General features: G+C 31.8%; 25 protein-coding genes. 1 reads left to right on the top strand and 24 read right to left on the bottom strand.

Annotated elements, in window-relative coordinates:
* Positions 1 to 299 precede the first annotated feature (299 nt).
* From BMZ74_RS02755 to BMZ74_RS02710, 10 genes are all read right to left on the bottom strand, one after another.
* Entirely contained in the window at positions 300 to 1,310 is a 1,011-nt protein-coding gene (locus BMZ74_RS02755) for an Rpn family recombination-promoting nuclease/putative transposase (protein ID WP_089859331.1), read from the bottom strand.
* 128 nt (positions 1,311 to 1,438) lie between these two features.
* Positions 1,439 to 2,242, bottom strand: coding sequence for a hypothetical protein (locus tag BMZ74_RS02750; protein ID WP_089859328.1), 804 nt, complete (start codon positions 2,240 to 2,242; stop codon positions 1,439 to 1,441).
* A 59-nt stretch (positions 2,243 to 2,301) separates the two neighbouring features.
* Positions 2,302 to 3,162 (bottom strand): tyrosine-type recombinase/integrase, encoded by an 861-nt coding sequence (locus BMZ74_RS02745; protein WP_089859325.1) that lies wholly within the window; start codon positions 3,160 to 3,162, stop codon positions 2,302 to 2,304.
* 266 nt (positions 3,163 to 3,428) lie between these two features.
* Entirely contained in the window at positions 3,429 to 3,734 is a 306-nt protein-coding gene (locus BMZ74_RS02740) for a hypothetical protein (protein ID WP_089859322.1), read from the bottom strand.
* 95 nt (positions 3,735 to 3,829) lie between these two features.
* Positions 3,830 to 4,213 (bottom strand): hypothetical protein, encoded by a 384-nt coding sequence (locus BMZ74_RS02735; protein ID WP_089859319.1) that lies wholly within the window; start codon positions 4,211 to 4,213, stop codon positions 3,830 to 3,832.
* Between the two features lie 21 nt (positions 4,214 to 4,234).
* Positions 4,235 to 5,998, bottom strand: a complete 1,764-nt coding sequence (locus tag BMZ74_RS02730) for a DNA polymerase (RefSeq protein WP_089859316.1) — start codon at positions 5,996 to 5,998, stop codon at positions 4,235 to 4,237.
* A 106-nt stretch (positions 5,999 to 6,104) separates the two neighbouring features.
* A complete protein-coding gene (locus BMZ74_RS02725; protein WP_089859313.1) occupies positions 6,105 to 8,780 on the bottom strand; it encodes a toprim domain-containing protein in 2,676 nt (891 codons plus the stop codon).
* 147 nt (positions 8,781 to 8,927) lie between these two features.
* Complete coding sequence (locus BMZ74_RS02720) at positions 8,928 to 9,434, bottom strand: hypothetical protein (RefSeq protein WP_089859310.1); 507 nt, start codon at positions 9,432 to 9,434, stop codon at positions 8,928 to 8,930.
* Between the two features lie 248 nt (positions 9,435 to 9,682).
* Positions 9,683 to 10,582, bottom strand: coding sequence for a hypothetical protein (locus tag BMZ74_RS02715; protein WP_089859307.1), 900 nt, complete (start codon positions 10,580 to 10,582; stop codon positions 9,683 to 9,685).
* Positions 10,583 to 10,689: 107 nt separating this feature from the next.
* Complete coding sequence (locus BMZ74_RS02710) at positions 10,690 to 11,151, bottom strand: hypothetical protein (RefSeq protein ID WP_089859304.1); 462 nt, start codon at positions 11,149 to 11,151, stop codon at positions 10,690 to 10,692.
* A gap of 474 nt (positions 11,152 to 11,625) precedes the next feature.
* On the opposite strand from BMZ74_RS02710, the gene BMZ74_RS02705 reads away from it, so the two are divergent.
* A complete protein-coding gene (locus BMZ74_RS02705; RefSeq protein WP_089859301.1) occupies positions 11,626 to 12,060 on the top strand; it encodes a hypothetical protein in 435 nt (144 codons plus the stop codon).
* 108 nt (positions 12,061 to 12,168) lie between these two features.
* On the opposite strand, the gene BMZ74_RS14455 is transcribed toward BMZ74_RS02705, so the two are convergent.
* The 14 genes from BMZ74_RS14455 to BMZ74_RS02640 all read right to left on the bottom strand — a co-directional run bounded on the left by BMZ74_RS14455 (position 12,169) and on the right by BMZ74_RS02640 (position 26,226).
* On the bottom strand, positions 12,169 to 12,327 hold the full coding sequence (locus tag BMZ74_RS14455; protein WP_177181347.1) for a hypothetical protein: 159 nt from the start codon (positions 12,325 to 12,327) through the stop codon (positions 12,169 to 12,171).
* 2 nt (positions 12,328 to 12,329) lie between these two features.
* A complete protein-coding gene (locus BMZ74_RS02700; RefSeq protein ID WP_089859300.1) occupies positions 12,330 to 12,641 on the bottom strand; it encodes a hypothetical protein in 312 nt (103 codons plus the stop codon).
* 52 nt (positions 12,642 to 12,693) lie between these two features.
* Positions 12,694 to 13,002 carry a DUF2958 domain-containing protein gene (locus tag BMZ74_RS02695; protein ID WP_089859298.1) on the bottom strand — a complete coding sequence of 103 codons (309 nt, stop codon included), beginning with the start codon at positions 13,000 to 13,002 and terminating at the stop codon, positions 12,694 to 12,696.
* A 13-nt stretch (positions 13,003 to 13,015) separates the two neighbouring features.
* A complete protein-coding gene (locus BMZ74_RS02690) occupies positions 13,016 to 13,465 on the bottom strand; it encodes a JAB domain-containing protein (protein WP_089859295.1) in 450 nt (149 codons plus the stop codon).
* Positions 13,462 to 13,728: a hypothetical protein gene (locus BMZ74_RS02685; RefSeq protein ID WP_089859292.1), complete on the bottom strand. Its 267-nt coding sequence runs from the start codon at positions 13,726 to 13,728 to the stop codon at positions 13,462 to 13,464. Before BMZ74_RS02685 ends, BMZ74_RS02690 begins: the two co-directional genes overlap by 4 nt.
* A gap of 1 nt (position 13,729) precedes the next feature.
* Entirely contained in the window at positions 13,730 to 14,008 is a 279-nt protein-coding gene (locus tag BMZ74_RS02680; protein ID WP_089859289.1) for a hypothetical protein, read from the bottom strand.
* A 22-nt stretch (positions 14,009 to 14,030) separates the two neighbouring features.
* Positions 14,031 to 14,573, bottom strand: a complete 543-nt coding sequence (locus BMZ74_RS02675) for a hypothetical protein (RefSeq protein ID WP_089859286.1) — start codon at positions 14,571 to 14,573, stop codon at positions 14,031 to 14,033.
* A gap of 15 nt (positions 14,574 to 14,588) precedes the next feature.
* Positions 14,589 to 15,011, bottom strand: coding sequence for a JAB domain-containing protein (locus BMZ74_RS02670; protein WP_177181346.1), 423 nt, complete (start codon positions 15,009 to 15,011; stop codon positions 14,589 to 14,591).
* A gap of 125 nt (positions 15,012 to 15,136) precedes the next feature.
* On the bottom strand, positions 15,137 to 15,589 hold the full coding sequence (locus BMZ74_RS02665) for a hypothetical protein (protein ID WP_089859280.1): 453 nt from the start codon (positions 15,587 to 15,589) through the stop codon (positions 15,137 to 15,139).
* A 76-nt stretch (positions 15,590 to 15,665) separates the two neighbouring features.
* Positions 15,666 to 16,541, bottom strand: a complete 876-nt coding sequence (locus BMZ74_RS02660; protein WP_177181345.1) for a tyrosine-type recombinase/integrase — start codon at positions 16,539 to 16,541, stop codon at positions 15,666 to 15,668.
* A gap of 396 nt (positions 16,542 to 16,937) precedes the next feature.
* The gene (locus BMZ74_RS02655) at positions 16,938 to 19,619 is read right to left on the bottom strand and encodes a phospholipase D-like domain-containing anti-phage protein (protein ID WP_089859273.1); all 2,682 of its coding nucleotides are present in this window, start codon (positions 19,617 to 19,619) and stop codon (positions 16,938 to 16,940) included.
* A gap of 10 nt (positions 19,620 to 19,629) precedes the next feature.
* Positions 19,630 to 22,551 (bottom strand): anti-phage-associated DUF1156 domain-containing protein, encoded by a 2,922-nt coding sequence (locus tag BMZ74_RS02650; RefSeq protein ID WP_089859270.1) that lies wholly within the window; start codon positions 22,549 to 22,551, stop codon positions 19,630 to 19,632.
* A 33-nt stretch (positions 22,552 to 22,584) separates the two neighbouring features.
* Positions 22,585 to 23,121: a DUF3780 domain-containing protein gene (locus BMZ74_RS02645; RefSeq protein ID WP_089859267.1), complete on the bottom strand. Its 537-nt coding sequence runs from the start codon at positions 23,119 to 23,121 to the stop codon at positions 22,585 to 22,587.
* A gap of 12 nt (positions 23,122 to 23,133) precedes the next feature.
* Positions 23,134 to 26,226: a DUF499 domain-containing protein gene (locus tag BMZ74_RS02640; protein ID WP_089859264.1), complete on the bottom strand. Its 3,093-nt coding sequence runs from the start codon at positions 26,224 to 26,226 to the stop codon at positions 23,134 to 23,136.
* Between the last annotated feature and the right edge of the window lie 4 nt (positions 26,227 to 26,230).

The raw sequence follows: 26,230 nt of genomic DNA, 5'->3' as shown, positions 1-26,230 counted from the left end.
ATCTCTATAATCCCATGTCACACATGGGTTCATGGTGAAAGAGGAATAAATACCATTTGTTGTTCTAAAGATAAAATAAAGATAAATGTTGCTACCATTTGGAAACCTAAGTATAAAATAATGATAGTAAACCTCTAGTTTTGGAACAGATTTTGTTGCTGAAAATAAAAAAGCAACCGCTCTCTCCTGTAAGAAGAGTAACGATTGCAAAAAAATAACTGCTATCTATAATAGAATAGATAACAGTTTCTGAAAACATATTTTTCTGTTGGTCTAAAAACTAAGCTAAATCTTAAAATTTAAATACCAATACTCTTAACTAATTCATCTAAAGAATCATAATTTTTAATAGCTAATTTAATTTCTTTTAATTTTTCATAATCATCTATTTCTTTAATATCTTTTGCGAGAGATTTACTGGTCATTCCAAACTTCAAATCTAAAGCAAACTCAATCATTTCATGCATATTTTCAACTTTTCCTTCTTCTTTACCAACTACTTTTCCTTTTTCTATTCCTTCTTCAATACCTTCTTCTTTTCCATCATGATAGATTTTTTCTGCTATAGTCATAATTACAGCACTCCCTTCAGCTGAAATGGTTTTTGCCTTTTGATCCAACTCATTTAAAGAAATTTCTTCTCCAATATTTAAAATATACTTTACAACAGTTTCAATATACTCCAGCCCGGTTGTTTTTTTGCTTAGTTCAATTAACAAAGGCAGAACTTCCCGCAGTCCTTTATCAAAATCATCATCAAAAATATGAGAGATCAACTTTAAAAATAGCCTCAGCTTAATCTGTCCCTTTATTTCTGCATCAGAATAATTAGAAAAATCATAAAGCAAATAATTATAACCAGGTATATAATCTGAAATAGCCTCTGAAGTAGCTTCAAGTAATTCTGATAAACTGCTTCCGTACTTCCATTTTCTATCTCCATGATAAATAAGAATAGGTATAATTGGTGGTAGTTTCTCGTTTTTATTCTGTTTATTATAAAGCTTCCAGATATCTACTATATAACCAAGCATCTGGACTGGTGTCATTTTATCAAAATAGCTCTTGTGTTCAAATAATAAGTAAACAAATCCCTCTTTACCATCTATACTTACATTATATAAAATATCAGAAAAACTTTCTTCCAACTCTTTATCTATAAAACTATCTTTGGCTACCTTAATATCGGTTAAATCAATTTCTTTTAAAATACTATTAGGTAGATAATTTTCTAAAAAATCTACTGCCACTTCTTTATCACCAAGAGTTCTCTTAAAAAGAGAATCATGTGGATTTTTAATAATATCCAATGTAGTCCCTCCATCTCTTTTAACTTCCTGTATAATTATTATATCATACTAATCATCATAGAAAAACATTTCCTTAATAACTAATTCGTTAAAACTTAATTTTTTCCTACTATTAAATCTATTATATATCACTTGAGAAGAGAATTAACTGCATCTTTGTAACCATACTTTCGTAAATACTCAATAACTGCAGCTTCGAAAATATCTCTCTGAGATACATTCCTAACCTTGCTGAATTCTGTAACTAATTCAGCTAATCTATCAGCCATATAGACACTTTTGGTTTTGGTTGTTCCTGGCACTGCGAAATGTGGAATTTCTCCATCACTTTCTTCTCCATCCTCTGTAGCTGCTAATAGTTCCCTTAAGGAATCCATGTTTTCTTCTAAAAATTCCATCACTGGGGTAAACTTAGCCAGTCTTTCTGCAACATTGACCTGACGTTCAACCTGTTTTCTAATCTCTGTGGCAAGTTCTTTCCCATTAGTTTCTGGAGCAGCTTTCTTCTTTTCTTCCTCATCATCTTCCATTTCAGATTGATGAATATAATTCCGCTCATCTATGGACCAGATATAATTCTGTTGCTTCATAAAATCCGCTAAATCTTTATGGTCATTAAACCCTACTTTTTTAGCTACAGATTTTGGATCACTACCCTCATCAGCAAACAAACTAATAATTAAATCAGCTTTTGAAGATATGCCAGTTAACTTCTTATTTTCAAATCCAGGGTCATCTACTTTTGGCACATAAGTACCACGATCTGCATCCCAGAGGAAGTTTTTTCTTCTGATATACATGTCCATCGATTTGTAGCTGGAATAATTCAAATCATCAGCTATCTCCTCTCTGGACTTTCCGTTCTTTAAAGCTGTCAAAATATAGTTGACCTTTTCATCATAGATAGGCTGTTCTTTTTTTGTATCAGCCATAAATGTATTACCTCCTTTCATTAGGGTTCCCCTGCCTATAATAGCAGGGGATTTTGGTATCAAAGCACATTAACCGCTTCACTTAAATCGTCAATATTACTATGAGCGTAAAGACTTGTCACAGAGATATTTGAGTGGCCTAATAGTTTTTGGATTTTATAAATATTTACATCATGTTTAACCAGATTTGAAGCAAATGAGTGCCTTAAAATATGAGCTGTCACCTTCTTATTCCAATTTAATTCTTCAACTGCTTCTTTAAGTTTCCGATTAATATAAGCTCCTGATAACTCTCCAGATCTTTTTGTAGCAAAAATGTAATTAGAAGTGATATTGGGCCGTATATTTTTAAGATAATTAGTTAGTATCTCAAGCAGCTCATCACAGATTGGAATATCTCTGTCCCGATTCCCTTTTCCCTGGCGAACATGTAAAACCTGATTTTTAAGATCCAGATCCTCAAAAGTTAAATTAGTACATTCTGAAACACGCAACCCGGAATAATACATAGTCTGAACTGCAGTTTTTACAATCTGATGATCTATTATATCTACTAATTCTGCTACTTCTTCTGCTGTTAGGTAAACCCTCTCCTTTTTTCTAGTCTTAATTGGCTTTAAATCTTTGGCTAAATGTTCCTCTGTAATATGCTCTTCCTGAGTAAAATTATAAAATGAGCGAAAGACAAAAAGTACTCTGTTACGTGATGATGCTTTGTAGCCATTTTCTCTAATATAATTGAGGTAATCTTTAAGTTCCTCCCTGGTAATATCTTCAACATAGGCTGGACCATTATATTTTGTCTCCAAATATTTACTGAAATATTCCATCTCATTTAAGTAACCTGTGATTGTCCACTTGCTCTTCTCATTAAACTTCAGATGTTTCTCGAATTTTTTTAAGCATTCATTCATAAGCATAAGGTAACCCCCTCTAAATTAATAATATATATTTAAAAAAAGTACAAATCCACAAAAATATTTGTTAGATTCTGTAATGTGCGGATTTATTAGCTTTACAAAACAAAAAAGTTACTTGAATTTGGAGTTAGGACTATGCCAGTTCTAAAAAGATTCAACAGATAAACATAGCAGAAAAATGGGGAAAAATGCCCCTGAATTAATAAATAATATAAAGTTCGGTCCTCACATTCTTTCCCACTATCAATTGATCTCCTGCAAATAAGTCAGTAAAATAAATACAATGGTTGTAAATAACTTTCTATCATTTTCTCTGCACACCATAAAATAAAGTCTTCTTTTTTGACCATTTCTTCTCCATTGCTAAAAGTTGAAGCTAAAGATCCAGCTTCAACAGCTTCACCAATCCCATCTCTCAGCTCATAAGGTGCGTAATGAAATAAATCTATAACACTAAGAACTTTAGGATAGTCACTCATTTCCTCTCTGAGTTCATGGATCTTTTTTGACTTTCTAAAAGAATCACTTTCCGCATAGTCATAAAACAATTCACCAGCACCATACTTTTCCATAATAAATCTCCTCCATTTTATTCCCGTCAATCACTAAAAATATGATTGACGGGTTAATTTCATTAGATTTTATAAGCTTAAACCATCAATACTGCTTAACAGTTTCCTTCCAGCATTTCCTCATCAACCTTTTTAACTTCTCTGACATTTTCCCAAACATTACCTTTACTATCTTCATTGTGCTCAATTTTAATCAGACATTCCTGATTCAATAATTCATCAGTATTCAAACCAGCATCATAATCTGGTTTTTCATCAGTTAATGATACTATGAGGCTATACAAATTACTTTTTGAATGAAACGAATAATTATAACGCTGTGTAATATAATTACCGTTAGATAGCTCAAAAGTAATATCCAAAACATCGGTCATCTTTTCAAAATAGATTACATCCTGCAGATAATCTATAGAATATATACTTGCCTCATGCCAGCCTTCACTATTATTAGCTCTCTTTTTCGGTGGTGAAATAATCAATTAAACCATCTCCTTCTATTTTTAAGATTTTTTCCAGTAATCAGCAATAATCCCATCAACTTTAATAGGTACATCTTTAACAATCCTCTCCATTCCAGCTACCATCCATTTCTTCAGTTCTCTTAAAGCTTTTTTAGCTTCAGCCTCCGGAACTTCTAATAAGATCTCATCATGTATCAGAGCAACTAATCTCCAATTATCAGGAAGCTGCTTATTCATTACAATCATCGTTTCTTTTAGTCCTTCAGCTGCTGATCCCTGTACAGGATAATTAAATAACTCCTGGGTATTTAACCTTTTAGTAGACCAGCGTTTACCCCCAAGAGTCTTAATATAATTTTTCTGCAGTAACTTCTCCTGCCATCTTCTAAGCCCCTTATATGAGGATAAGAATTTAGTTCTAAGTCTCCTGGCTTCACCCAGTTTAATATCCATCCCTACCATCTGCTTTAATCTTCTTTTTAGACCATCTGCTCCCATCCCGTAAATAAGGCCAAAATTACATGTTTTAGCAATTTGTCGCTCTTCATTAGATATATTTTCTTTACCATATATTAGCTGGGCAGTTGTAAGATGCAGATCCTTACCATCTTTAAAGGCATTAATCATCTGCCTGTCCTGAGCTAATGAGGCAACTACTCTTAGCTCAACCTGAGAATAATCACAGCCCACAAATTTATTTTCTGCCTCTGGTTTAATAAATTTTCTAAATTGATAACTCAACTGCTGCAGATTGGGCTTTGAACAGGACATCCTGCCTGTGACTGACCCAAAAAGCTTCCAGTTAGCTCTTACTCTCCCATCTGCATCAGCAAAACCAATAAGTTTTGCATTTGAAGAAGTTAATTTCTGCAGCTTCTTGTAATTTCTGATCTTTTCTATTACTGGAAAGTCTTCTTCATATTTCGCCAGTGTTTCATCTTTAGTATTTGCTACTTTTGCTCCTCTATTATTAAGTGCATACTTGAGCTGCTGATGTGAATTTAAGTTTATAGTTGAATTTAACTCTTCAAGAATACTATTTTCCACCTTATCTTTTTTAAGCTCATACTTTTTTAATTCTGCAGCCCACTGTTTAGCATCAACATAAAGTCCATCTTTTATCAGCCGTATCAGCTGTGGTAAAGCATTTTCGTTTCTTTTAAAGACTTCATAAAGATTTTTATCAGTGATCTTATTAAGCAGATGCTCTGCTAATTTAAGAGTCACCTTAGCATCATTTTCAGCATACTGATAGTGTTTTTCTGTCAGCTCACCCTGCCAATTTGAAGCCTTTTGCAGCTTTTTTGAGATTTTAAGATTCAACTCTCTTTGAAGCACAGCTTTTAAAGAATGTCGCTGGTACTTCTTTCCCATAATCTGTGACATAATCATTGTATCTGTATAGTTATTCACTGGAAATCCTTTAGTCTCTAAAAAAGGAACATCAAAAGCAGCATTATGAAACACCTTCTGCAGAGAAGAATCAGCAAGCTTATCTTTAAGGACATCTACATTAGTTGAGGCTCCACTTTCACTAGAGTCTGCCCATGAAATTAATTTAATTGAATTCTCTTGTGGGTTAAGCCCAGTAGTTTCAATATCTACAGCCATTAAATTCATCTTAACCTCATTTTTTAGTTCTGCAATCACCTCCTCCTTATTTTCTTTCAGCAAAGTTAAATACTTTTTAGTTTCATCAGGATCTGGTACACCCTCTAAATACTTCCAGTGTATTTTTGTACCATCTGTTTTAATCCTGAAGCCGGCCATTCTCGGCTCTCTAATTAATCTTGAAGCATTCATTTAATCATCACCTCAAATTTATTTTGATTGTCGTCGCAGCTGACTTCTCGTAGCTACAATCATCTTTACGGCGGGTAAGTCAGCAACGACGGCTATATTCATAAACTTAAATCTCCCCACCTGTTTTAACTAATTTCAAGTCCTGATTTTCTGTTTTTTCTTCTTCTTTTTTTAAGACAATATATCTGGAAGCATTTTTACCACTCTCTTTGCCCTTCTTAAAAATTATATTCTGCTCATATAAATTGGACTTTATCTCATTTAATCTTCTTGACAGAACAGAGGGTGAACCAGGCCAGTCATTCTTCCTGGTATTTATATGCAGGTCAATAGCTACATCCTCTAATTCCTGCAATAGTTCAGAAGCCTGACCTTTAAATTGCTCATTTTTCTCTAAATATTCTAAAACTGTTAGTGCCAGACTTTGGTTCTCAAGCATTTCTCGGTTGATATCTGCCATGTTTTTCTTATATGCATTTATAAAAGCTTCTTTACCAAAACCTAAAACCTCAGCTACAGCTGCGCCAAAAAACATGAAGTCAGCCATGCGGGGGAGTTCGTCTATTTCAATATCCTTAACAATTGCTCTAGCCTCAGCCAGTACTTTAATCATAGCCCCAAAAATTCTCGGTTTTAAAGACTCCATTTTTTCTTTAACTGCAGCTGCGGTCAATCTATGATTGCTTTTAATTCTTTCCATTTTCAAAAGCAACATTCGATCCTGAAAATCTGAGAAATCCATACCCAGTCTGTTAATGGCATTGATAATGATTACTCTCTTAAATGAGAAAAATTGGGACCCTTGATCAGTATATAATTTTCTTCTTTCGTCATATTCTCCAGTTACAGCTGTGCAGGCTAATCTAATAAACCAATTTTTAACTTGATTTACATTATCATAAAGACAGCAGTAATGATGGGCCATCTGTTGGACTGTATCTTTCTCCTTCCTCGGTTCTTTAAGTGATTTTAAGATAGAAGGATCGATTAAGCTACGGAGAAATCTAGTAAAATCTGTCTTACCAGCCCCCTTCTCCCCCTGAATATAGAGTATGGGTTTAGGCGATTCCGGAACTAAAGCAAAGGGAAGATAGCAGCTGAGTAGGATCTGTTGATTTTTATCAAACTGACTAAAGAGTTCAAACATTTCAGCTATTTCTCCTGCTGGATCAGGGGTCACCTGAGGCAGCTGATGATCTTCAGTTAAAAATATCGGGCTTGCTTTATTAATTATCTCCCACTTACCATCTTCCACTTTTATTATTTCACCTTCATTATTAGCTATATCATAAAAGAAATTACCATCCCTTAAAGCCACTCTATTTTTTAAGCTAACTTCAAGACCTGTTCTTTCAGCCTCAGAACTTAAATTATCGATAAATCTTTTTACAAAATCCTGAGAAGGCAGCTTTGACGTTAATTTTCGTAATTTAATAAAAGTTAAGTTTTTAAATTTCTCACTTCTTATATTAAAAAGCTGTTGTTTCTCATCATCTTCAAATTGAGCATAATTCCCATTGAGTTGGTCATGAAATAATCTAAAATTATTTCTGTAGGCATTATATATTTCTAGTAAATTACCTGGCTTGCCGTCGTCATTTTTATCAGATTTAAGGCTATCTAATGTTGATCGAATTGCACCAACACTCAAACCAGTTTCAGATTTAATATCACTTAAAACAGAGATGTAATACTCAAGTTCAGCTGGACCATGTTTATTTAGCATAGGAGCTATCTTATTTTTAAAATACCCCACTGACTTAAGAGACTTGCCCTGCTGTTTTAACTTATTTATTCTGATGTCAACTAGTTTTTGAGCATTTTCAAGCTTACTCTTTACTGTATCTTTAAATTCATCTTCCGGCATTTGTAAGAATAAATCATTTGGGTCAGCTCCAGGCTTATCTTCTAACTCAACTATTTTAGTTTTAGCAGGAAACTCTTCAGCTATCTTATCTGCAGCTTTTTTACCAGCCTGATCACTGTCCAGCATTAGATGAAAATTATCTAGTTTCGATAATTTATTCTTCTGGCTTTTTGTTAAGGAAGATCCTAAAATTGGGCTGCTGTCAAATCCTGACTGGGCTAAGATGAGGTAATCAAAAACACCCTCCACTAAAATAACCCCATTCTTAACTTCCCCAGCTAATGGTTTCTTCCAGCCTTTTGGAAAGCAATATTTAATCTCACTCTTATCTTTATAATCCCAGGCCATAAAATATACTGGAGTGTCTCCTTCATAGAGTGGGATAATGACCTTATCTGCAAAGTTAGAATAAAGCTTTACATTTTTAGTTCTTCGGGCTAGCCCGAGCTCTATCATTTCATCTTCACTTAAGTCAATCTTGTTTGGCTCGTGATATCCTATTTTAAAATCATCTATCATATCATCAGTTAATCCACGATTTTTAAGAGCTTTCCTCTGCCCAGGTTGCAGCATCTTATTACATTGACCCAGATATTTATTTAGTAATTTTACTCTAAACTGCCGTTTTTCTTCTTCAGCAGTTAATGGCTTAACTTCCACATCATATTTTTTAATTAATATCGACTTAGCTTGATCTTCAGAAATACCTTTTATTTTCGATAATAACTTCACCGGGCCCATACCGCCACATTTAGACCAGCATTTAACTATATTTTGACCATAGTTAATGCTGGCACTAGGATTTTCATCTTTATGATCATGAGATGGGCAGTTAAACTTTCTATCTTTTTGTATATTTAAATCTGTAAAATCTAATAGTATTTTTTCAACTTTAATCTCATTAACTTTCCCCAATTCTATCACCCTCCAGTTTGAAATTTATGCTGTCTTACCGTCGTTGCTGTCTTTAATTATAACTCCCTGGAGCCACTTGTTTTACTACTTATATTATGGGTCCAGGAAGTGGTTATTCATTTCTTATCTTAATAATTCAAACATTAATTAGTCTAAAAATAACTCTTTGAATTTTAAGCTTCGTTTAGTCTCTACAGCTGGATCATCAGACAGTATCCCCAAATCTATTGAGGCATCACAAAAATCAATTTCACTATTTAGATATTTTTGGAACTTGATCAAGATATCTAATAGCTCCTTTTTACTGCTGCATTTCAGTAAAAAAGGTGGATTCCAGTCAGCTATTATAACTGTTTCAAATTCACTAAATTCATTAATCAGAAATGTCCTATCAGGTTCTATAGGCAGAGAATCCAACCGGCTTTTGATTGAGTCATAAGCAGCATTTAAGCCAATTTTGCTGAAATATTTGAGGGGCTGTCCTTTAAAATCCTTTATCTGAGCTGCTAAACGGTACACCGCCCCTCTATCAATCTGAGATTGAATCTGCTTTAGGTCGTCTATTTCTAACCCAAGCTCCTTATACTCCTCCAGCAAAGCCTCCAAGTGTATATTCTCGGTTCCTACTTCAGATAATCTTCTTTCTTCTGGCATAAATATTACCTCCTAAATTTTTTGTGATTCAACTTACTTAACTTAATTCTATCAGTCTTAAAAATATTTACCATGATTAGAATATTTAATGCTTTCGTACTCTGTTATCCCCGTCATAAAAGGGAAATCCCAGAAGATAGTTTTGTTTAATTGGGACTTAGAATGACTTAAGATGTTAGAGAATGCCCACATTTCAAGGCTAATCAAGTATGGTTAGTATGATTGGTGATTTTTCTCTTTTCTTACTTCTAGTCTAGTTTATTTATGACTGATTTATATAAAGAGACCTGTTCTTTAAATTTATGATCCACCTTATTTGCTAGCTTTAATTCCATTTTTAATTTACGCTGAGTAATATCCATGTTTTTATTTAATTCATTAAAATATGAATCTAAAGTTTCGAACCTGTCTTCCATATTTAAAGATTCAATTTCATTTAGAAAATCATTATTTCTATCTTCACAATTATTTATAAATCTATTTTTCATTATTTTAGCTCTATGCTTAAACAATTGGTCTGTCATAAAATAAATCCCCATAGTTTTATCAATTAATTTTTCTTCATTATCATAACTCATCTTAAGATTATTTAGCTTATTTTCAGCTATACTTTTCATTTTTTCATAATTAAGTTCATCAAGCTTCCGCTTCTTTTTATCAAGCTTTTCCTTAATTTTTCCAAGTTGCTTCTTTGATTTTTTTGAACGTCCTGATTCAATATAATGACGATAGGCAGCTAAATGTTTTTCCTCAAGCATTTGTATATCTTCAATATTTTCATGATATTTTTTGAAGAAATTGCCTTTATCAGTATCAGTTATTCTTAAAGTTTCTTTAATAGGCCCTTTCATTTTTTCAGGGAAATGATAATTTCCATTTTTCTCTTGATATATTCCAGATTCCAAATCAATAAAATCACCATCTATAAAGCTATCAAAATGATTCATCTTTTTTCGGATAAATTTTTCTTTCTCAAATTTAGAAAGCCTTTCATCTTCAAAACCTATTTTTTCAATTTCTTCTATTATATTCTCTTCTTTTACACCATCATCTCGTAATTTATTCTTCAATTTAAATAATGCGGTTTCCAGTTCTTCCTGTCTCAACTCATCAATTATTTCTCTTAAGCTATAACTTTTCTCAGTCATTTTTAAGCCCCCTATGTTTATTTCGTTTACATTATTTTAGCAATTTTATAACAACTCTATCCAGAATGAATATATAATACTGGATAGAGGTTTAGTTGGTTTTAACTTTATTCAAGCAATTTTTTTAATATTACTGCACGTGGGTATTTAATATCTCTGTCATTTAAAAACATATCTTTATTCAATTCTAAATTAAAATCTTCAATTTTATTAAAGTACTCACTAAAATTATTTATTATCTTGAGATATTCTTCTGCATTTTCAATAATTATTTTATACGGTATATACCAATCAGCAGTGATTACCATTTCTTCTGGGTATCTGTTAAAAGTAATCAAGTCCGGCATTACTTTTAATCTTTGTAGTTGACGTTCTATATCATTAATAATACTCCATCTAAAATCGGGCTGAATTTTGATTAAAGGATCATTTATATAATTATTTATATTAAAACTTATTCTAGATAACTGATTTCCCACAATAAATTCTTCAATTAATTCTAGATCACCCTTAGTAACATTCAACTTTTCTTTTAAGTCATCTAATTTAGAATCGTTTTCATACTTCATTTTTTATTCCCCCTTAAAGTTATTAAATGATAAATATATACTTATTTTAATTAATTTGCTACCTACAAATTTTGTGTGTAATTTTTTATTTTTTTTATATCACCTACATTTTTTATATTTTTGCCGTCGTGTTGTCGTTAATTTTTTCCATGGTTTAACTTAATTTGTTACAATAAATAAAACTAAATTCAATTATTAACTTTTTTCAATTATAAAGATAAATTACTGTTAAGTCAAGCTTTTTAGACATTTATTGCGGAGATTAAGCTTTATTTTCTTTATATTATAATTTTATTATGATATACTTATTTCATATATAGTTCAATATTCCAATGAGATTCTGGGAGTTTCAAAAACGACAGCTTTTTAGCATTCATTTGCTTGACAATCCAGTGGAACAGCTTTATCATTGTCATGTAAAGAATCTTCTTGTTAGTATCAAAAATTTATTTCATAAAAAAGGGGGCAAAAAAATTGTCAAATTATTTGTCTAAAAAAGAAAGAAGAGAGCTTATTCAAAAATTAGTGTCGGAAGGTGACTTTGCTACAGAGCAAGAATTAACAGATACGATTAATGAAAAATATGGGGATGGAGAAAGTATTACGAGTAAAACAACCATCCATAGAGATTTTAAAGATTTAAAAATTAAAAAAATTGGTGGATACTACAGGCCAACTAAACAGACTAAACAATTACGATTTAAAAAACGACTTGAAGATAGTAAAAAAAATATTAGAAAAAGAATAATTGAAAGCGAATTCGATCTTGAAATTCTGAAAGTAGAAGAAGGATATGCAGAAATGATAGCTCATGAAATGGAGCAAGCAAAGCCAGAAGTCCTAGCTACTTTTGTAAGTGGAAATAAAATATTAGTAGCTACTAAAAAAAATATCATTAATTCGTATTAAAGAAAGCGAGAAATATACCATCATAATTTGATTATGAAATTGTATAAAAAAAGTTAAAATTAAAAAAAATCCTGTTCAAAGGAATTACCCTGAACAGGATTTTAGTCATTATAGGTATTTCTCTGGAATTATTTTAAGCAGATTATCAACACTTACATTATTAGTAGATGCCACCACATTTACAGCATCAGCAGCAGATAAATGCTTCTCTATTATAAGTTTAATAACCAAATAAAGTAACCAAGCCCAATTTATAGTTTTGCTCAATTTTAGCCTCCTCTCCAGTGTTTAACTTTCCCATCTTTTAAGAAGTGGATATTTTCTTTTACTGCATATATCTCAACTTTTTCTTCCCCTATCTTTTTTTCAGCCCTGTTCAACAAATCTTTCAACCCATCTACTGCTGAATATAGATAGTGGCCCATAATCACTGAATCGAATTCAGTATTGTAAAAATAGGTGACAAACTCCTTTTTTCTGGTTAGATAAATTAGCAGGTATTGGTCATCTAATGAGTTTTCTGCTCCCATCAAAACTTTGTGTTCTAGTCCTAAATTGCCAACTTTTTTCACTTCTATCATATTATTATTTACTCCTTATTTTCTTCACTTTATTTATTATTTACGATATCTTTTATCTTCTTTTATATCGATTAATTGATTTTTTTAATTCAGATAATCTTATTTTATTGAAATGCAAATCTCGTTCTATACACAAACCCATAACCTCTACTTCTTCCATTTCTCTGAGAGAAAAATCTCCCCATTCCACTTCAAATCCATCCACTAAACCTGTGAACACTTCTCTTTCAGGATCAAATGCACATACATACCAGCTCCAGCTAGATAACGGGTGGAAATATTTAATATAAACTAGCGGGTCCTCATCTATTTCAGATAAAGTAGGTAATTGCTTTTTTAACTCTTCGGTTAATAACTTCAATTGATATCCCTCCTTAATCTATATACCCTTCACTTTTTAAGCTTACAAAGTTATTATCTCCTAATATCAAATGGTCAAATACATCAATATTTAGTATCTTTCCAGATTTCACCAGCTTTTTTGTAATGCTAATGTCATCAGCACTAGGTTCAGGTTCCCCTGAAGGGTGGTTATGAGCAAAAATTAGAGCCTTACTGTTTGTCAGAATTGCTCTCTTAAATACTTCCCTCGGAGTTACAAGTGCTCCTGAAAGCGAACCAACTGAAACTTCAAATACACCTGTGATTTTAGACTTTACATCTAAAGTTATCATCGCAAAAACCTCTTCTGACCTCTTATCTAGGTTCAAAACTTCTATAAAAACATCTCTAGCTGCAGCTGCACTTCTGATAGTTCTACTCAAATCATATCTCCCGCCTTTTTCTTTTACTACCTGTAAGTTATACTTCTGAATATTGATCATTTGACTGTCCTCCCATTCTTAGTAATGTATCCCTCTTCTAAAACTACATCTTCCTTTTGTTCCACCTCTGTCATTGGACCATACTGCAATAAAAAGAGGAGTATCTCCAATCTTGTAAGATCAGGATATTCCTCTCTAATTTCAACTATTATTTTTTCTTCAACTTCGGGTCTAACGATAACTTTATTATTATCGATTTGACTACCTTTAGGAACTTCTTCGAAATTGATACCACAATTGCCATATATTATATCCATTATCATTTTAATTCAGCCCCTTTACTAATAATTCTTTAATAGTATCCAACATTGATATTTTTATTTCTGATATTATCCAGTCTACCTCTTTGATCTCATTATAATATTCAAAGATAGACTCGAACACAATTAATGCCCAGGCAGGATAATTCTCAGCTATCATTTCGTAGGCAATAATTTTGCCATCATTGCTCAAAAATGAACGATGTATTTTGCTCCCCTGGTCAATTTCAATATCAACTAATGCCGTCTTTCCGTCGTTATATTCATCTATATCTATGAACATCTTTTTCCCTCCTAACTTCTGATTAAGCGATTAATTTTTTCACCTTATTTCTAATTGAATTTTCGCAAATATATTTTACCGGCATAATCACAGCTTTTATTTTTTCATTATTTAATACAAATAATGGGGACTCAGTATTTTTGATTCTATATTCATTGCCTAAGCTCAATAAATACTCATATTCCCTGTCGAAGATGGCCAATTTCTTGCTCTCCAGTTTCATTAACTTAACTTCTTCTTTTTTACCTCTGTTTAAATAAAATGGAGTATTTTCTACCTCTAAATTAGCTTCATCTAATTTATCAGTTATAATTCTTGTATTAAGACTATCCTCACTAAATTGATCATCATCTTTATCTATTGAAATTACACCCTCAAACTCCAGCGGAATATCTGCAGTTGTAATATAACTATTGTACTTATCGAAGAAATTCATGTATTCTTCTCCCCCTAGGTTTGCCATTACATAAGTATTGGTAATGTTATAGCTCTCATCTTCCAGCTTTTCTATTATCATTTTTTTGCTTTTTCTGAATATACTAGCCAGTTCTTCAGCTTTAGTCATTATAAATAACCTCCTTCAAAATTTAATGTATTTACTATCCTTAAAGCTTAAATAATTATCATATTCTGCTATACTTAAATAGTCTATAAATTGTATACCCATTAATTCAGCTGCTTCTTTTAAATTTTTAGCAAAGCGAATTTCTGCAAGTGATGGTTCCGGTAAATCAAACTTGTTTTGAGCAAAGATCAACCTGCTGCCTGGATCTATATTGATTTTGCTGAATATTTCTCCCGGGGCAGCATTCTTAGCATCAAAACTTTGATCTATAATTTTTAATGTAGTTAGTTTTTTATCTGGATCTATAGCTACAGCTGCTAGCATTTTACTATCTCTTCTATCAAAGTGAATTACAGAGCAGAAAAGATGGACTGCCCTTTCTGTACTGTTTATTTTTCTGTAAGTTCTCAAAATCTTATTCTTGTAGTTTTTGACCATAATGTTTACCTCCTTTTTTATTCCACAAAAGCCAGCTTTACTGGCAAGCCAGCTTATTAGCATCAATTATTATTGATTTAGCAATTTTATTATTATGCCAATTATAATTTCCAAAATTCCACCTCCTAAAATGGTACTTCTTCATCATTATTTATATCTATTTCTCCATCATACTTATCAATATCTACCTTATCATCAAGCCACTTTTCAAGCTTTTTATTAATTCCTTTTTTGATGTAAAAGCTCATCATAAAATCATTAGTATATAAAATATTTATCTTATATACTACAATTGAGTCTAAATTTATTTCTTCTACGAATTCTGGCCAACTAACATAAATTCCCCCTTCCGGATTCAATCCTACATTTCCCATTAATTCTCCAGAAAGATTGTCCTCAGCTTCAAGAACCACAATATAACCGTGATTTTTAAGGCTAAATTCCTCAACGATACAGCCATCTCCCAACGCTTTATGAAGCTGATTGAAGTATCTTTTTATTAAATCTAAATATTCTTTTTCCAGTGCTTCATCTTTTTTCAATGTCCTTAGATCAGAAATATTTTTTATAATTCTCATTTTTCTCTACCTCCTAATTTTTTTGAAATCAAAAAGAGGTACCCCCCAATTAAGGAAGTACCTCGGATTAAAATTATTACAACAGTGAGACTGCTGCAGCTTTTTCTTCTTTAGTTGTATTCAAGTAATATTTATTAGTAGTTTCGATACTATTATGGCCAGCTAACTGAGAGATAGTTGTTATATCAACACCCTTCGAAAGTAATATTGAAAAAGAAGTATGCCTAAATTTATGAGGATTAGCTTTGAAATTAAAGTTTTTACAAATTTTACGTAGTACATAGTTTACTGTATCTCGGTGCATTTTAGGGCTTCTTTCTGTTAATAGTAAATAGGGACTATCTTCAGCATGTTTATTTTCTTTTCTCTCTGTATTAATATATTTTTTTAACGCTTTTTTTAGTTTTTGATTCATTGGAATCTCTCTATACTTATTTCCTTTGCCAACTATTTTTAACTCACCAGTTAATAGTTCAAAATCAGAAATTTTGATATTTACTAATTCACTAACTCTAACTCCAGTATACAAAAGAAGGTACACGATTAACTTATTCCTGGTGGAAACTTCTTCTTCATCAACTGCAGACAATATTTTCTCCAATTCTTCATTGCTGTATACGTCTACATTATTTTCGCTACCACCAGCAATTTTAATCCTATCTTTTCCTGGCTTAATCACTCTTTTAATATTGATTTCTTTCTCAATCAAAAAATCATTGAGCGACCTTAAAGAATTGATTTTCTTATTCACAGTAACAACAGCTAGCCCGGAGTTCATTATTTCCACTTTGTAATTTAAAATATGTTCTCTACTTATTTCACTTAAATTAATATTTCTTTCTGTGATCCAGCTTAGAAATTGGCCTATATCCAATGAGTAGTTTTCAATAGTCTTTTTGCTTTTACCATCCAGCCTTAGCCACTGCTTAAAATCTTTTAACACTTTTTCCACACACATCATCTCCTTTTTTTTGAAAGTAAAATAGAAAAGCTCCCCGAAGGGAGCTATAAGCAATAATGATAATCTATTATCGTTATTATAATATATTCTTAAATAAATTTTTATTACCATTTTATTCCAATTATTTATATTCACTGCATAATATAAATAATGCAGTGAATTAGAGATTGTAAAAAGTGCTAAAATTTTTGCTGTCACAACAAGTTTACGTATACGGTATACATCTACATTTTAATGCAGTTAGTTTACTCATTTTAATGCAGTGAATATTGATTTTAAACAGAAACATTTTGAGTCATATTTTTTACTTTAAGAGTTATGACATTTTTCTAAATACTAGTTAATCTTCAGTCTCTTTATCTGATTTTAATAGGTAAATGACCCATATCACCATGAACTTCTCAATTTTTTTAATTTAGATTCTTCACTTAAAATTTTAGTACAGTTCTCCCAATCAGAGGCTTCAACCTTCTCGTTATATTTAACCTCAAAAGGATGTTTCTCAGGCACTTTATCAATCATCTTTTTAGCTTCTTCTTTCTGATCTAAAGCAACATTAATCCAGGCGTCTTCCAGTACATCTGGCAACTGGCCGAAGATAGCAGTAATATTTTTAAGTCTTTTAGAAAGCAGTTCATGCACTCTATCTTCAACAGAATTCTTATATTTCATATTATATAAATAAATTCTATCAAATCTCTGCCCACCTCTTTGAATACGTCCTTTTCTTTGCTCCAATCTTGTTGGATTCCAAGGCATATCAATATTAACTAACCTTCTTAAAGCTTGAAGATTTAGGCCCTCTGAAGCTGCATCGGTTCCTAATAAGATTTTCAGCTGATAACTCATTACCATGTCTTTAATATCATCTTTTGTTTTTTTATAAAATTTATTATTAATATAATATCCTGCTTTACCGCTGCCTGCATAGATACCTATTTTTTGATCAGTAAATATTTCAGATAATTCAGATGCTATCCACTCAACAGTATCATAATATTGAGAGAAAATAATAACTCCTTCATCAACCCAATTCTCTCTTTTTAAGAGTTTAACTAACTTTTCAAACTTTGGATCTTCAGCTTCATTAGATAAAAGAGCATTAACATATTTATCAAGCATTTTCTGCTCTTCTGCTGTTAAATCTTTAATTCCGCTGCTTCCTTCCTCATCTTCCTCTTCACTAATTTCATTCAAATTTTCGCCCCAATTGTTTTTGAGCTTCAATCCAGTTTTTTTACCTGCTTCAATAGAACTTCCTATTCTTTTTAAAAGCAGTGTTTTAAGAAAACCTCCACCTTTTACACGGTTAGAAATTAACTGGCAAAATTCTTCTGCATAATCATAAGCATCTTTCATATACCCTGTTAATTTTAAAGGTGGCTCATCTATTATCTCCACTTCAATTGTATCTAAATATGGTTCTCCGGTTTTAGGATTAATTTTCTTTTCTAAATACTCTCTCTCCCGCCTTATTACATGACGTATGTATGGATTGTGAATTTCAAAAAAATCATTCATTAAAAATTCAGCAGCAGCTTTGTTTTGATATTTTAGTTCATTATACTGTTTTGGATATACAACATCTTCTTCATTCATATCTGCTGATGATCTTAATATTGAATAATTAGGTCCTTCATCAGAAGGAGGAAAAGGATTTTTAATCCAGCGCCATTTTTCAGTCGCAGACAAGTTTCTACCCCTATTTTTAATTAATTCTAATCCCTGGTTGATAGATCCTTTTTTTCTCCACAAAGAACTTTTCGTCCCTAAAACTCTATCTGAACCTTGAGATAATACATTTAAAAGATCCCAGAGTTCTACTGGATGTAACTGGATTGGAGTAGCTGTTGCTAACAGCAAGCTCTTTGTTCTTGTAGCTATTCTCAGTAAATATTCATATAAATTTGTTTTTTGAAAAGAATAAAAGTTGTTGTTTTGATCAATTGATTTTCTTCTAGCATGGTGAGCTTCATCAACTATTACACACTCATAATTTTTTGAAAGCAGATAATCAACTGATTCAGATTTTGCTGTAACTAAGCCCTGTGATATAATACCAATTTTCCTTGGGCATTTAACTATATCTTCTCTACCTCTATTGGGATATTTTATGCCGTTTTCATCAACCCAGTTTGTACCGTCCCAGACTGCTGAAGGTAGATTGAGCATGTCATTTAATTCATCCTGCCACTGCTTCATTAAGGTTTTAGGCACTATTATTAAGACAGGTTTATCTCCATATAGAGCCATTAACTGAGCACTGACAGCTAATTGAAGTGTTTTACCTAAACCAACAGGATCAGCTAACACATATCGAGCTCCCCCAAATTTTTTGTGGTCATTATAAACTTTTTCAATAAAATATTTCTGATGCTCCCACAGCCCTAAATTTTCTCTATAAATTGGAGATTCAATATTTGCAGCTGCCGGTACATTATCTTCTTCCTCAAAATCATCAACTTTCTCAATAACTTCTCTATTTGCTATTCTTTTAATATCTTTAATAATAAAATCGGGTAGGGAAATAGCTGTTGAACTGTTCCATAATGCGTCAAATTCTTCCTGCACCCATTCAACAGCTTCTTTAGAATCATCTTCCCAGACTAGCTCATAGTTTATATTCCAGCCGCTTTTAGATTCATTTACACTGCCTAAAAATGATGTTTGTCCACCATCTTTAAAAGTTATTACTCCAGCTTTACCGTGAACTAATCCAAATTTTTTATTAGGAAGCACCCGGACCTCTAATTTATCGGAGACTAAATATTCGTATAATTTTTTAAAGCGAAATTTTTTATTATCAATTTTTTCTGGTTCACTTTGACACCATTCTTTTCTGATTGCTTTTTGTGTTCTTTTAGCAGTCTTTACATCTTCAGGCAGCAGATCAGAATTACAGACAATTCTAATCTTTCCTTCAATATTATCTAAAGCTTCACCTGCAATTTCAAATATAGAACTGCTGAAATATCCTGCAATTCTATCATATGATTTTGCTTTTTTTAATTTTTTATTCAGAAGAGAGTCCGAAATAGACTCTCTTCTTGAAGAATATCTTTTTATCATATATATTCACCTATACACCTTCATTTTTTAATGCTTCTCTTAATAATTTGGAATATTTAGCTTCTTCATGCCAGTGCTCCATATGATCTACCATTTCTATTTTAGAAATAAAGGTTAATATTTCGCGCATTAAAGGTTTTTTATACCAGTAATCTTGGCTTTGATTAAATACTCCTTTAAGATAAGTTCTGCCTGAGTTAGTAGAATCATTTTTAGCGGATTCTAAAATAGCAACCAGCAGGTGTCTTAACAATGAGCCGCTGAAATCTTTTTCATTAAATTCATTCTCAAGATAACTCATCTTATATTCTGAAGGAGTTTTAAGTCTGACATTATTAGCTTCAAAATTATGGAACATTGTTTTATACTCTTTAACTCCGAATCCCTTTGCCAACTCCTGATATGCTCCAATAGTATGTTCATTATTCATCTCAAGTTCTAAACCTCTAATAAAGAATCGTTCAGCATTAGATAGCTCAAACCAGTGATTTTTTTCAAATTCTTCTGGAATAAGGTAGCTATTAGCTACATCACGAGCTTTTTTAATTAATTTTTCAACTGGACTTTCTTCGTTTCTATCACCGGAAAGCCAATAATCAATGTCTATACCATCAATTTCTCCATAACCTGTTAATACCTTAAGAGCTGCTGCATAAGATGCTAATAGATAATCAGCATCAGTAAAATCAGGAATATCTTTATAATCAATTCCTTTCATTGAATCAATCATATTTCTAACTTCAATCTGGATTTCATCATATACTTCATCCTGAAAAGCAAAATCATTAGAAGTTTGTTTTTGAAGAACTAATAATACAGTTCCTTTAACATAATTACCTTGTTTAATTCCACTAGAACCTGTTTCAGTAGAAATGTTCCAAGCTGAAGCTACTTTTAAACCAGCAGACCATAAAATCATAGTTAGTTCTGACCAAACTTTTACATCTTGATGGGTAAACATTACAACTTGATAGCCGTTATCAGGCATATTATCAGCTAAATTTTCATATATTTCAATCATACTCTCATTAAAAGATTTTCCTGTCCCTTTTACAGCTAACACTCTTTTTGAATCAGTGTACCATTCAGGAAAAGTTTCTTCTAATAATGGTTTGTCCCAGGCAAGAAAAAACTCAGATAATTCGTGATAATTAACTGCATCCGCATAAGGTGGATCAGTAATCCAAATATCATTATTAACTTTTATGTTGCGTGCATCTTCTAAATCCACATTTATATTAGTTTGGATTAAATCATTATTAATATCAAAAAACCAAATATTTTCTAACTTTTTTAATCCTCGAGTTCCATAATTAAAAAAAGTATTTAAAGCTTGGTTATAAAACGTATGTTTAACATTTCTAGAGCCCGATAACCATTGACTTAATTTAGAGTTAAAATGTATAATTTTATTTAAACTAATAATACCAAAAGCTAATTCTTTTTTATTTTTAGATAGTTTTCTTATATTCATAGAAATTAAACCACTTATTAATAATTGCCTTGAATTAAATATATGATGCCAATAACTCCAACCGCGTTCATATGTTAATTGATTAGTATTCCAGCCTTTTTTTATTTTTTGGTTTGGAATAATGCCTTTTTCTTGCCATTTGCTAATCTTCTCGTTTAATAAGTTATTTACCTTTTTTTCATTATTAATATCTTTCTCAAAAGGCTCTCTATAATATCTATTTCCTTTATCATCTAAATATCTAATAGCATAAATTCTTTCATTATAAATGTCATCTTCTCTATTAACGAAATCAGTTTTATTCCATTTTCTTAAATCATTAGGTATATTATATCTATAGTCTCTTTTAACACCATCATCATTATCACCTCTAATTGCTGGTATTGGGGTCTTCATATTACAATTAGGACATACCAATTTATAATTTTCTATAGTTGCATCGTTATTAATAGAATTAAACTCTTTTTTAGAATAATTATTTATAATTTTGAAATTATATTTATTGCCATTTTTAATTAAATTTACACCAACCCTATTTTTCTTATCAATTTTTAAAGATGGTAATAATGGAACATGTTGACCACATTCTGGACAAACAACTTCATTACAATATAAATAGGCATCTGCCCTATGTCCTTTTTCATTATGTTCAATTCCCCATTCTTTAATTTGTTCATCAACTTTCTCATAAACTTTTTGTTGAAATTCTTTTAATTCATCAATTTTTTCATTAGTTGCTCCTGCTATATTTACTGAAGCCCATGTTAATAAAGCAGCAATTGGATTTAAATCAGATCCATAAGCTTCTGCTCCCATTCTAGCTGCTTCAAAAGGTATAGAACCGCCACCAGAAAAACAATCACCAACTTTAGGAATATGGCCAAATCTTTTTTTCCCTAATTCTTGTATTAATTCCTGCAGACTAGAAGCATTAGTTTCTAAATGATCATTAATAATTCCCCATTCACTTTCACTAGTCAATTCTACCTCTTCCGGTCTTCTGCAGTAGCTTAATTTATCATCATAAGACAATCTATCAAAAGCTATTCTCTGAAGTTCTTCTTTCATAGATTTCTTATTTTCCCTAGACATACCTTTAGGATATTTAGGCTTTTTTGCAGTTGAACCCTCTCGAAAATATTTTTCTCTTTCTTCTTCAGTAGTTAACTGCCATAATTTCTTTTTAGAAATATTTTTATGTTTTCTTAACCAAAGACCTTCTTCATCCATAGTCATAATTTTAAGGAATATTTTTCTATCTTTACTGTAATCATCAGAAACAGGCATTAATGTTCCTAATAAGGCTGCCCTAACCATAACCAGTGGCTTTCTGCCCCACCATTTTCCTAATCCAGTAAGTGTTTGACTTGCACCAGCTTTCCTTTCTTTGTAACTTTCTTTTGATATTCTTGATACAGGAAATTGTACTTCAATAAATGATTTATTGTAATCTAACAAAATAATCCTCCTCTGACATTTCTCAAATTTATCTTAAAATAATCGCTGTACAAAACTGCCTGCTAATTTATTATCTACAGGATTTTCTGTAAGTGCATATCTTAAAGCTATTCTCCAGCCGCGGTTGTCGCTGTAGTGACCTGTTGAAGCATTAGTCATGGTAAAAAGCCACCATCTTTCTTCAGGTGATAAACCTAACCAGTTTTTGATGGCTAAATCAATAACTCCAACCTCAGCATTTTCTATAGCCCACAGCAGCAGCATTAATTCTTTACCGTATAAACGTTCTAAAGGTACATAATAGCTGTCAAAATCTCCTGCTGAAAGACCTTCACCTTTTAAACGCCTATTAAATTCTTTTTTGATTACATTTTTAACTTTATTCCATTTGGTTTTACTTAAAATTACCTTTTTATCTTTATCATTTAAATCACTAACCTGCTCATCTTGATCCCAATTAAATCTCTCATATACTGTTATTTTCGCATTTCCAGTTGGTATTTCTATGAGGAAATGATGATTGGTTTCTTTCGGATTAAAACCAAATCCATAGGTTTTTACTTGACTCAAAAGATCATCTCCTTAATGTTGACTAAATCTATTTTTATACATTTCTAGGTTAAATTCATTTTTCTCAAGCCATCTTAAAAAATCTCTGCCGCTTTTAAATTTAATACCAGTTATGTTAGCAGTTAAATCATGTGGCTTTTCTCCAACAAAATTATCTTTAATATTTTTTAGTTGATCTTCTAACATATTCATATCATCTATTTCTACTTTATCTATCATGAAAGTCAAAGAAAAGTCAGCTTTACCTCGGCCGGTGATAATAAACTGTGCCTGCTTAAAGCTGGCATTGGTTTCATTTAAAAATTCAAGTTCCTCATATGTCGCTTTTGTTCCTTTTGGAGTTTGAGCTTCTGTTAATTTGACAGGCTTATCTTTATCAACTGTAACTTTTTTATTTGAAACTTTATACTGCAGCACCTCAGATGTTATATCATGTTCTTCATTTACTGCAACTGCCTGAATATATTTTGCATCTTCAGGTATAATAATTGGTTCTTGATAAACGCCTCCATTTTCTTTTGGAGAAGCACCATCTGTAGTATATCGGATTTCACAATTACTTGGTGTTGCCTGCAGTTTTAGGGCATCTTTCCCTTTAATTGTTAGCTCTTTATACTGCAGATTTATATCATTCTCCCATCTTACAGGATCCCCAGTTTCATTAACACCATCTGAATCAACTGCTAAAAAGTAATATACTAAATCAGTTGCTTCAAATGAGTTATAGTTTTCTACTTTTTTAGAAGCTTTAGTCGGCTCTTGACCTATCTCATAATAAACTTCATCTGCATTAACTGGAGTAATGCGCAGTGTAGAAATACCATTTTCACTTACAGTGCTCATTTTAGTAACATTAACATTAGTTTCTTTTTTGGGAGGAGTTTTATCAATATAGTTGCCGTCTTTAAACCAGATTTCTTTCTGCAGAGAATCTTCCTTTAGTTCCTCAAGAGCATCGGGTTTATGCCACAGCCACCTTGTTTCAGTAGCAGTTCTTTCAATTAATTCATTCCAGGTCATTCTATCTCTAGTGAAGATAATTTTATCAAATCTTTTCCGCAATTTCTTTGGCTCAATATCTTTAGTAAACTTCATTTCACTGATTAAAGTGTTTTTAATTTCTTTTTCAGCATTAAAGTTGTTTTGAGAGAACTTCATAATTAAATTAGTATTTTTTAATACATTATTTCTGGGATAATATAAAGTAGTAAAGGTTTCTCTTAAACTGGAATTAAGCCTGTTTCCGGTTTTATCTTTTAAATCCATAGCCTGCTGCATTTCACTGTCTCTGTCGCTGACATTATCGGCCTGCATTCTGTCAATTATATTATTTATTGCTCTAACTTTTTTCGCGGTTTCTAAAAGCTTATTCATAACATTTTTTTGACCAGTTAAAAACATAACTCTATTTTTATATTCAACTTCTTCAAAAAACTGCTTTAATTCACTTTTTAGACCATCACTACCCTCACTAGGTTCAGAAATTATTAAAGAAACTTTTTCTTTAGATAACTCAATCTCCTCAATTGAAGGGAAGACCATTAAGTTTTGATAGCAGTCATTATCATTAGGTTCAAACTCCTCTTCGAGTAAATCTTTAATATATAATTTAGCCTGACTTCGGCTTAGATTTTTTATTTCATCCTGCATTTCTGCAACTACATTTTTCGTCTGTCTAAAAAACAGTTTGTTATGGTGTTTATATAAATACCAGGCTTTTTCCTGTAATTCCTCAATACCGCTTCTGATTTTTGTGATATCTCTATTTGGAGCGACAAGATAAGTAAAGATCTCACTCACTGATAGACCCACTATTGCTTCAGTAGCTTTTGATAAGGAGGACATTAAGATCAGTTTTGAAACATCCTGAACATCTTGAGAATCAGTAGATTTGTCGATCCTCTCTGCAACAGAGTGGCCGTTATTGGCAATATCATGGCTTATGGCATTTGTAAACTCTGGTTTAATTGATTTAATTTCATTAGCCATTTCAGAATTGTTCAGATCAATATCATAAGGATTAATTAAATATAGATTATCAGCTTTGTCTGACTCTCTAAAAATACCTTTAAGCATCTTCTTAGTCAACCTGATAACACCACGAGTTTTTTGGAAACCCTGGTTTTCCTTAAATCTTTCGACTAAATCTTTAAAAGAAGGGTGGAAGGGATATGTATCTCTAACTGCTGAAGCAATTTCACTCGGAACTTCATCTGTATATCCCATTTCTACAGCTTCTTTAACGCTGTTCTTAAAACCATTAGCTACTTTGTTAATTTCAGCTTCTTCTGGTAAGCCTTCAAACATTCTAGTTTTTAAAATATCGTAAAGGTCATTGCTGTTGCTCGATACAGGTTCTAGATTTAAAGAAAAACGATTTATTTCTCCATCGAGTTCTTTAAACATACCCTGAATTATTTCTGATTCTTCCTCATATGTAGCTTCAAGATCAGATATAACTAAGCAGACATTAGATAATTCTTTTTTATTTATAGCATTTAATAAATTTGCTATTGCAGTTGTTTCAATATCTAATAGTGTACCCTGCCCATAAGTTCTAGTCTTAGCATTATTTAAATATGGCGGCAGCTCATCTAATAATATAAGAGTAGGTGTAGAACTTTCCAGGAGGTTAATCCAAGCAGTTTGTCCCGGCGCCTGAAGTGGAGAATAGTATTCACTAAACTGCTCTTTTTTGCCCAGCTGTTTTGCAATTTCTCCCCAGGTACCATAATTCATATCAGATTCTCTACCTGTAACAGATATTGTTCTAATCTCACCTTCTACATCATTATATTTACCGTCAAGAGTCTTTTTCCTTAAATCAGGATATTTAGCTAATAATCCCAAAGCAATCATGTTGTGGGTTTTACCGCCACCCATAGCCTGGGTTAGTTTAATAATACTGTTACCTGATCTGTTTCTAAATTTATTCATTGCAGTATCAAAAACTGTTTCCATGTTGTCGGTGATAAATGTTTCTTTAAAAAATCTTTCAGGATCAATGTTACCATTTTTTAAGTCTGAAAGATCCAAGACCTCATCTTTCATTGTTCTATCGAAGACACTTTCTCTAACTCTGACCGCTTCATTAAGTGTTCTCATTCTA

Source organism: Halanaerobium salsuginis (assembly GCF_900114545.1).
GTDB classification, from domain to species: domain Bacteria; phylum Bacillota; class Halanaerobiia; order Halanaerobiales; family Halanaerobiaceae; genus Halanaerobium; species Halanaerobium salsuginis.
This window is presented reverse-complemented; position numbering and strand designations above follow the sequence as displayed.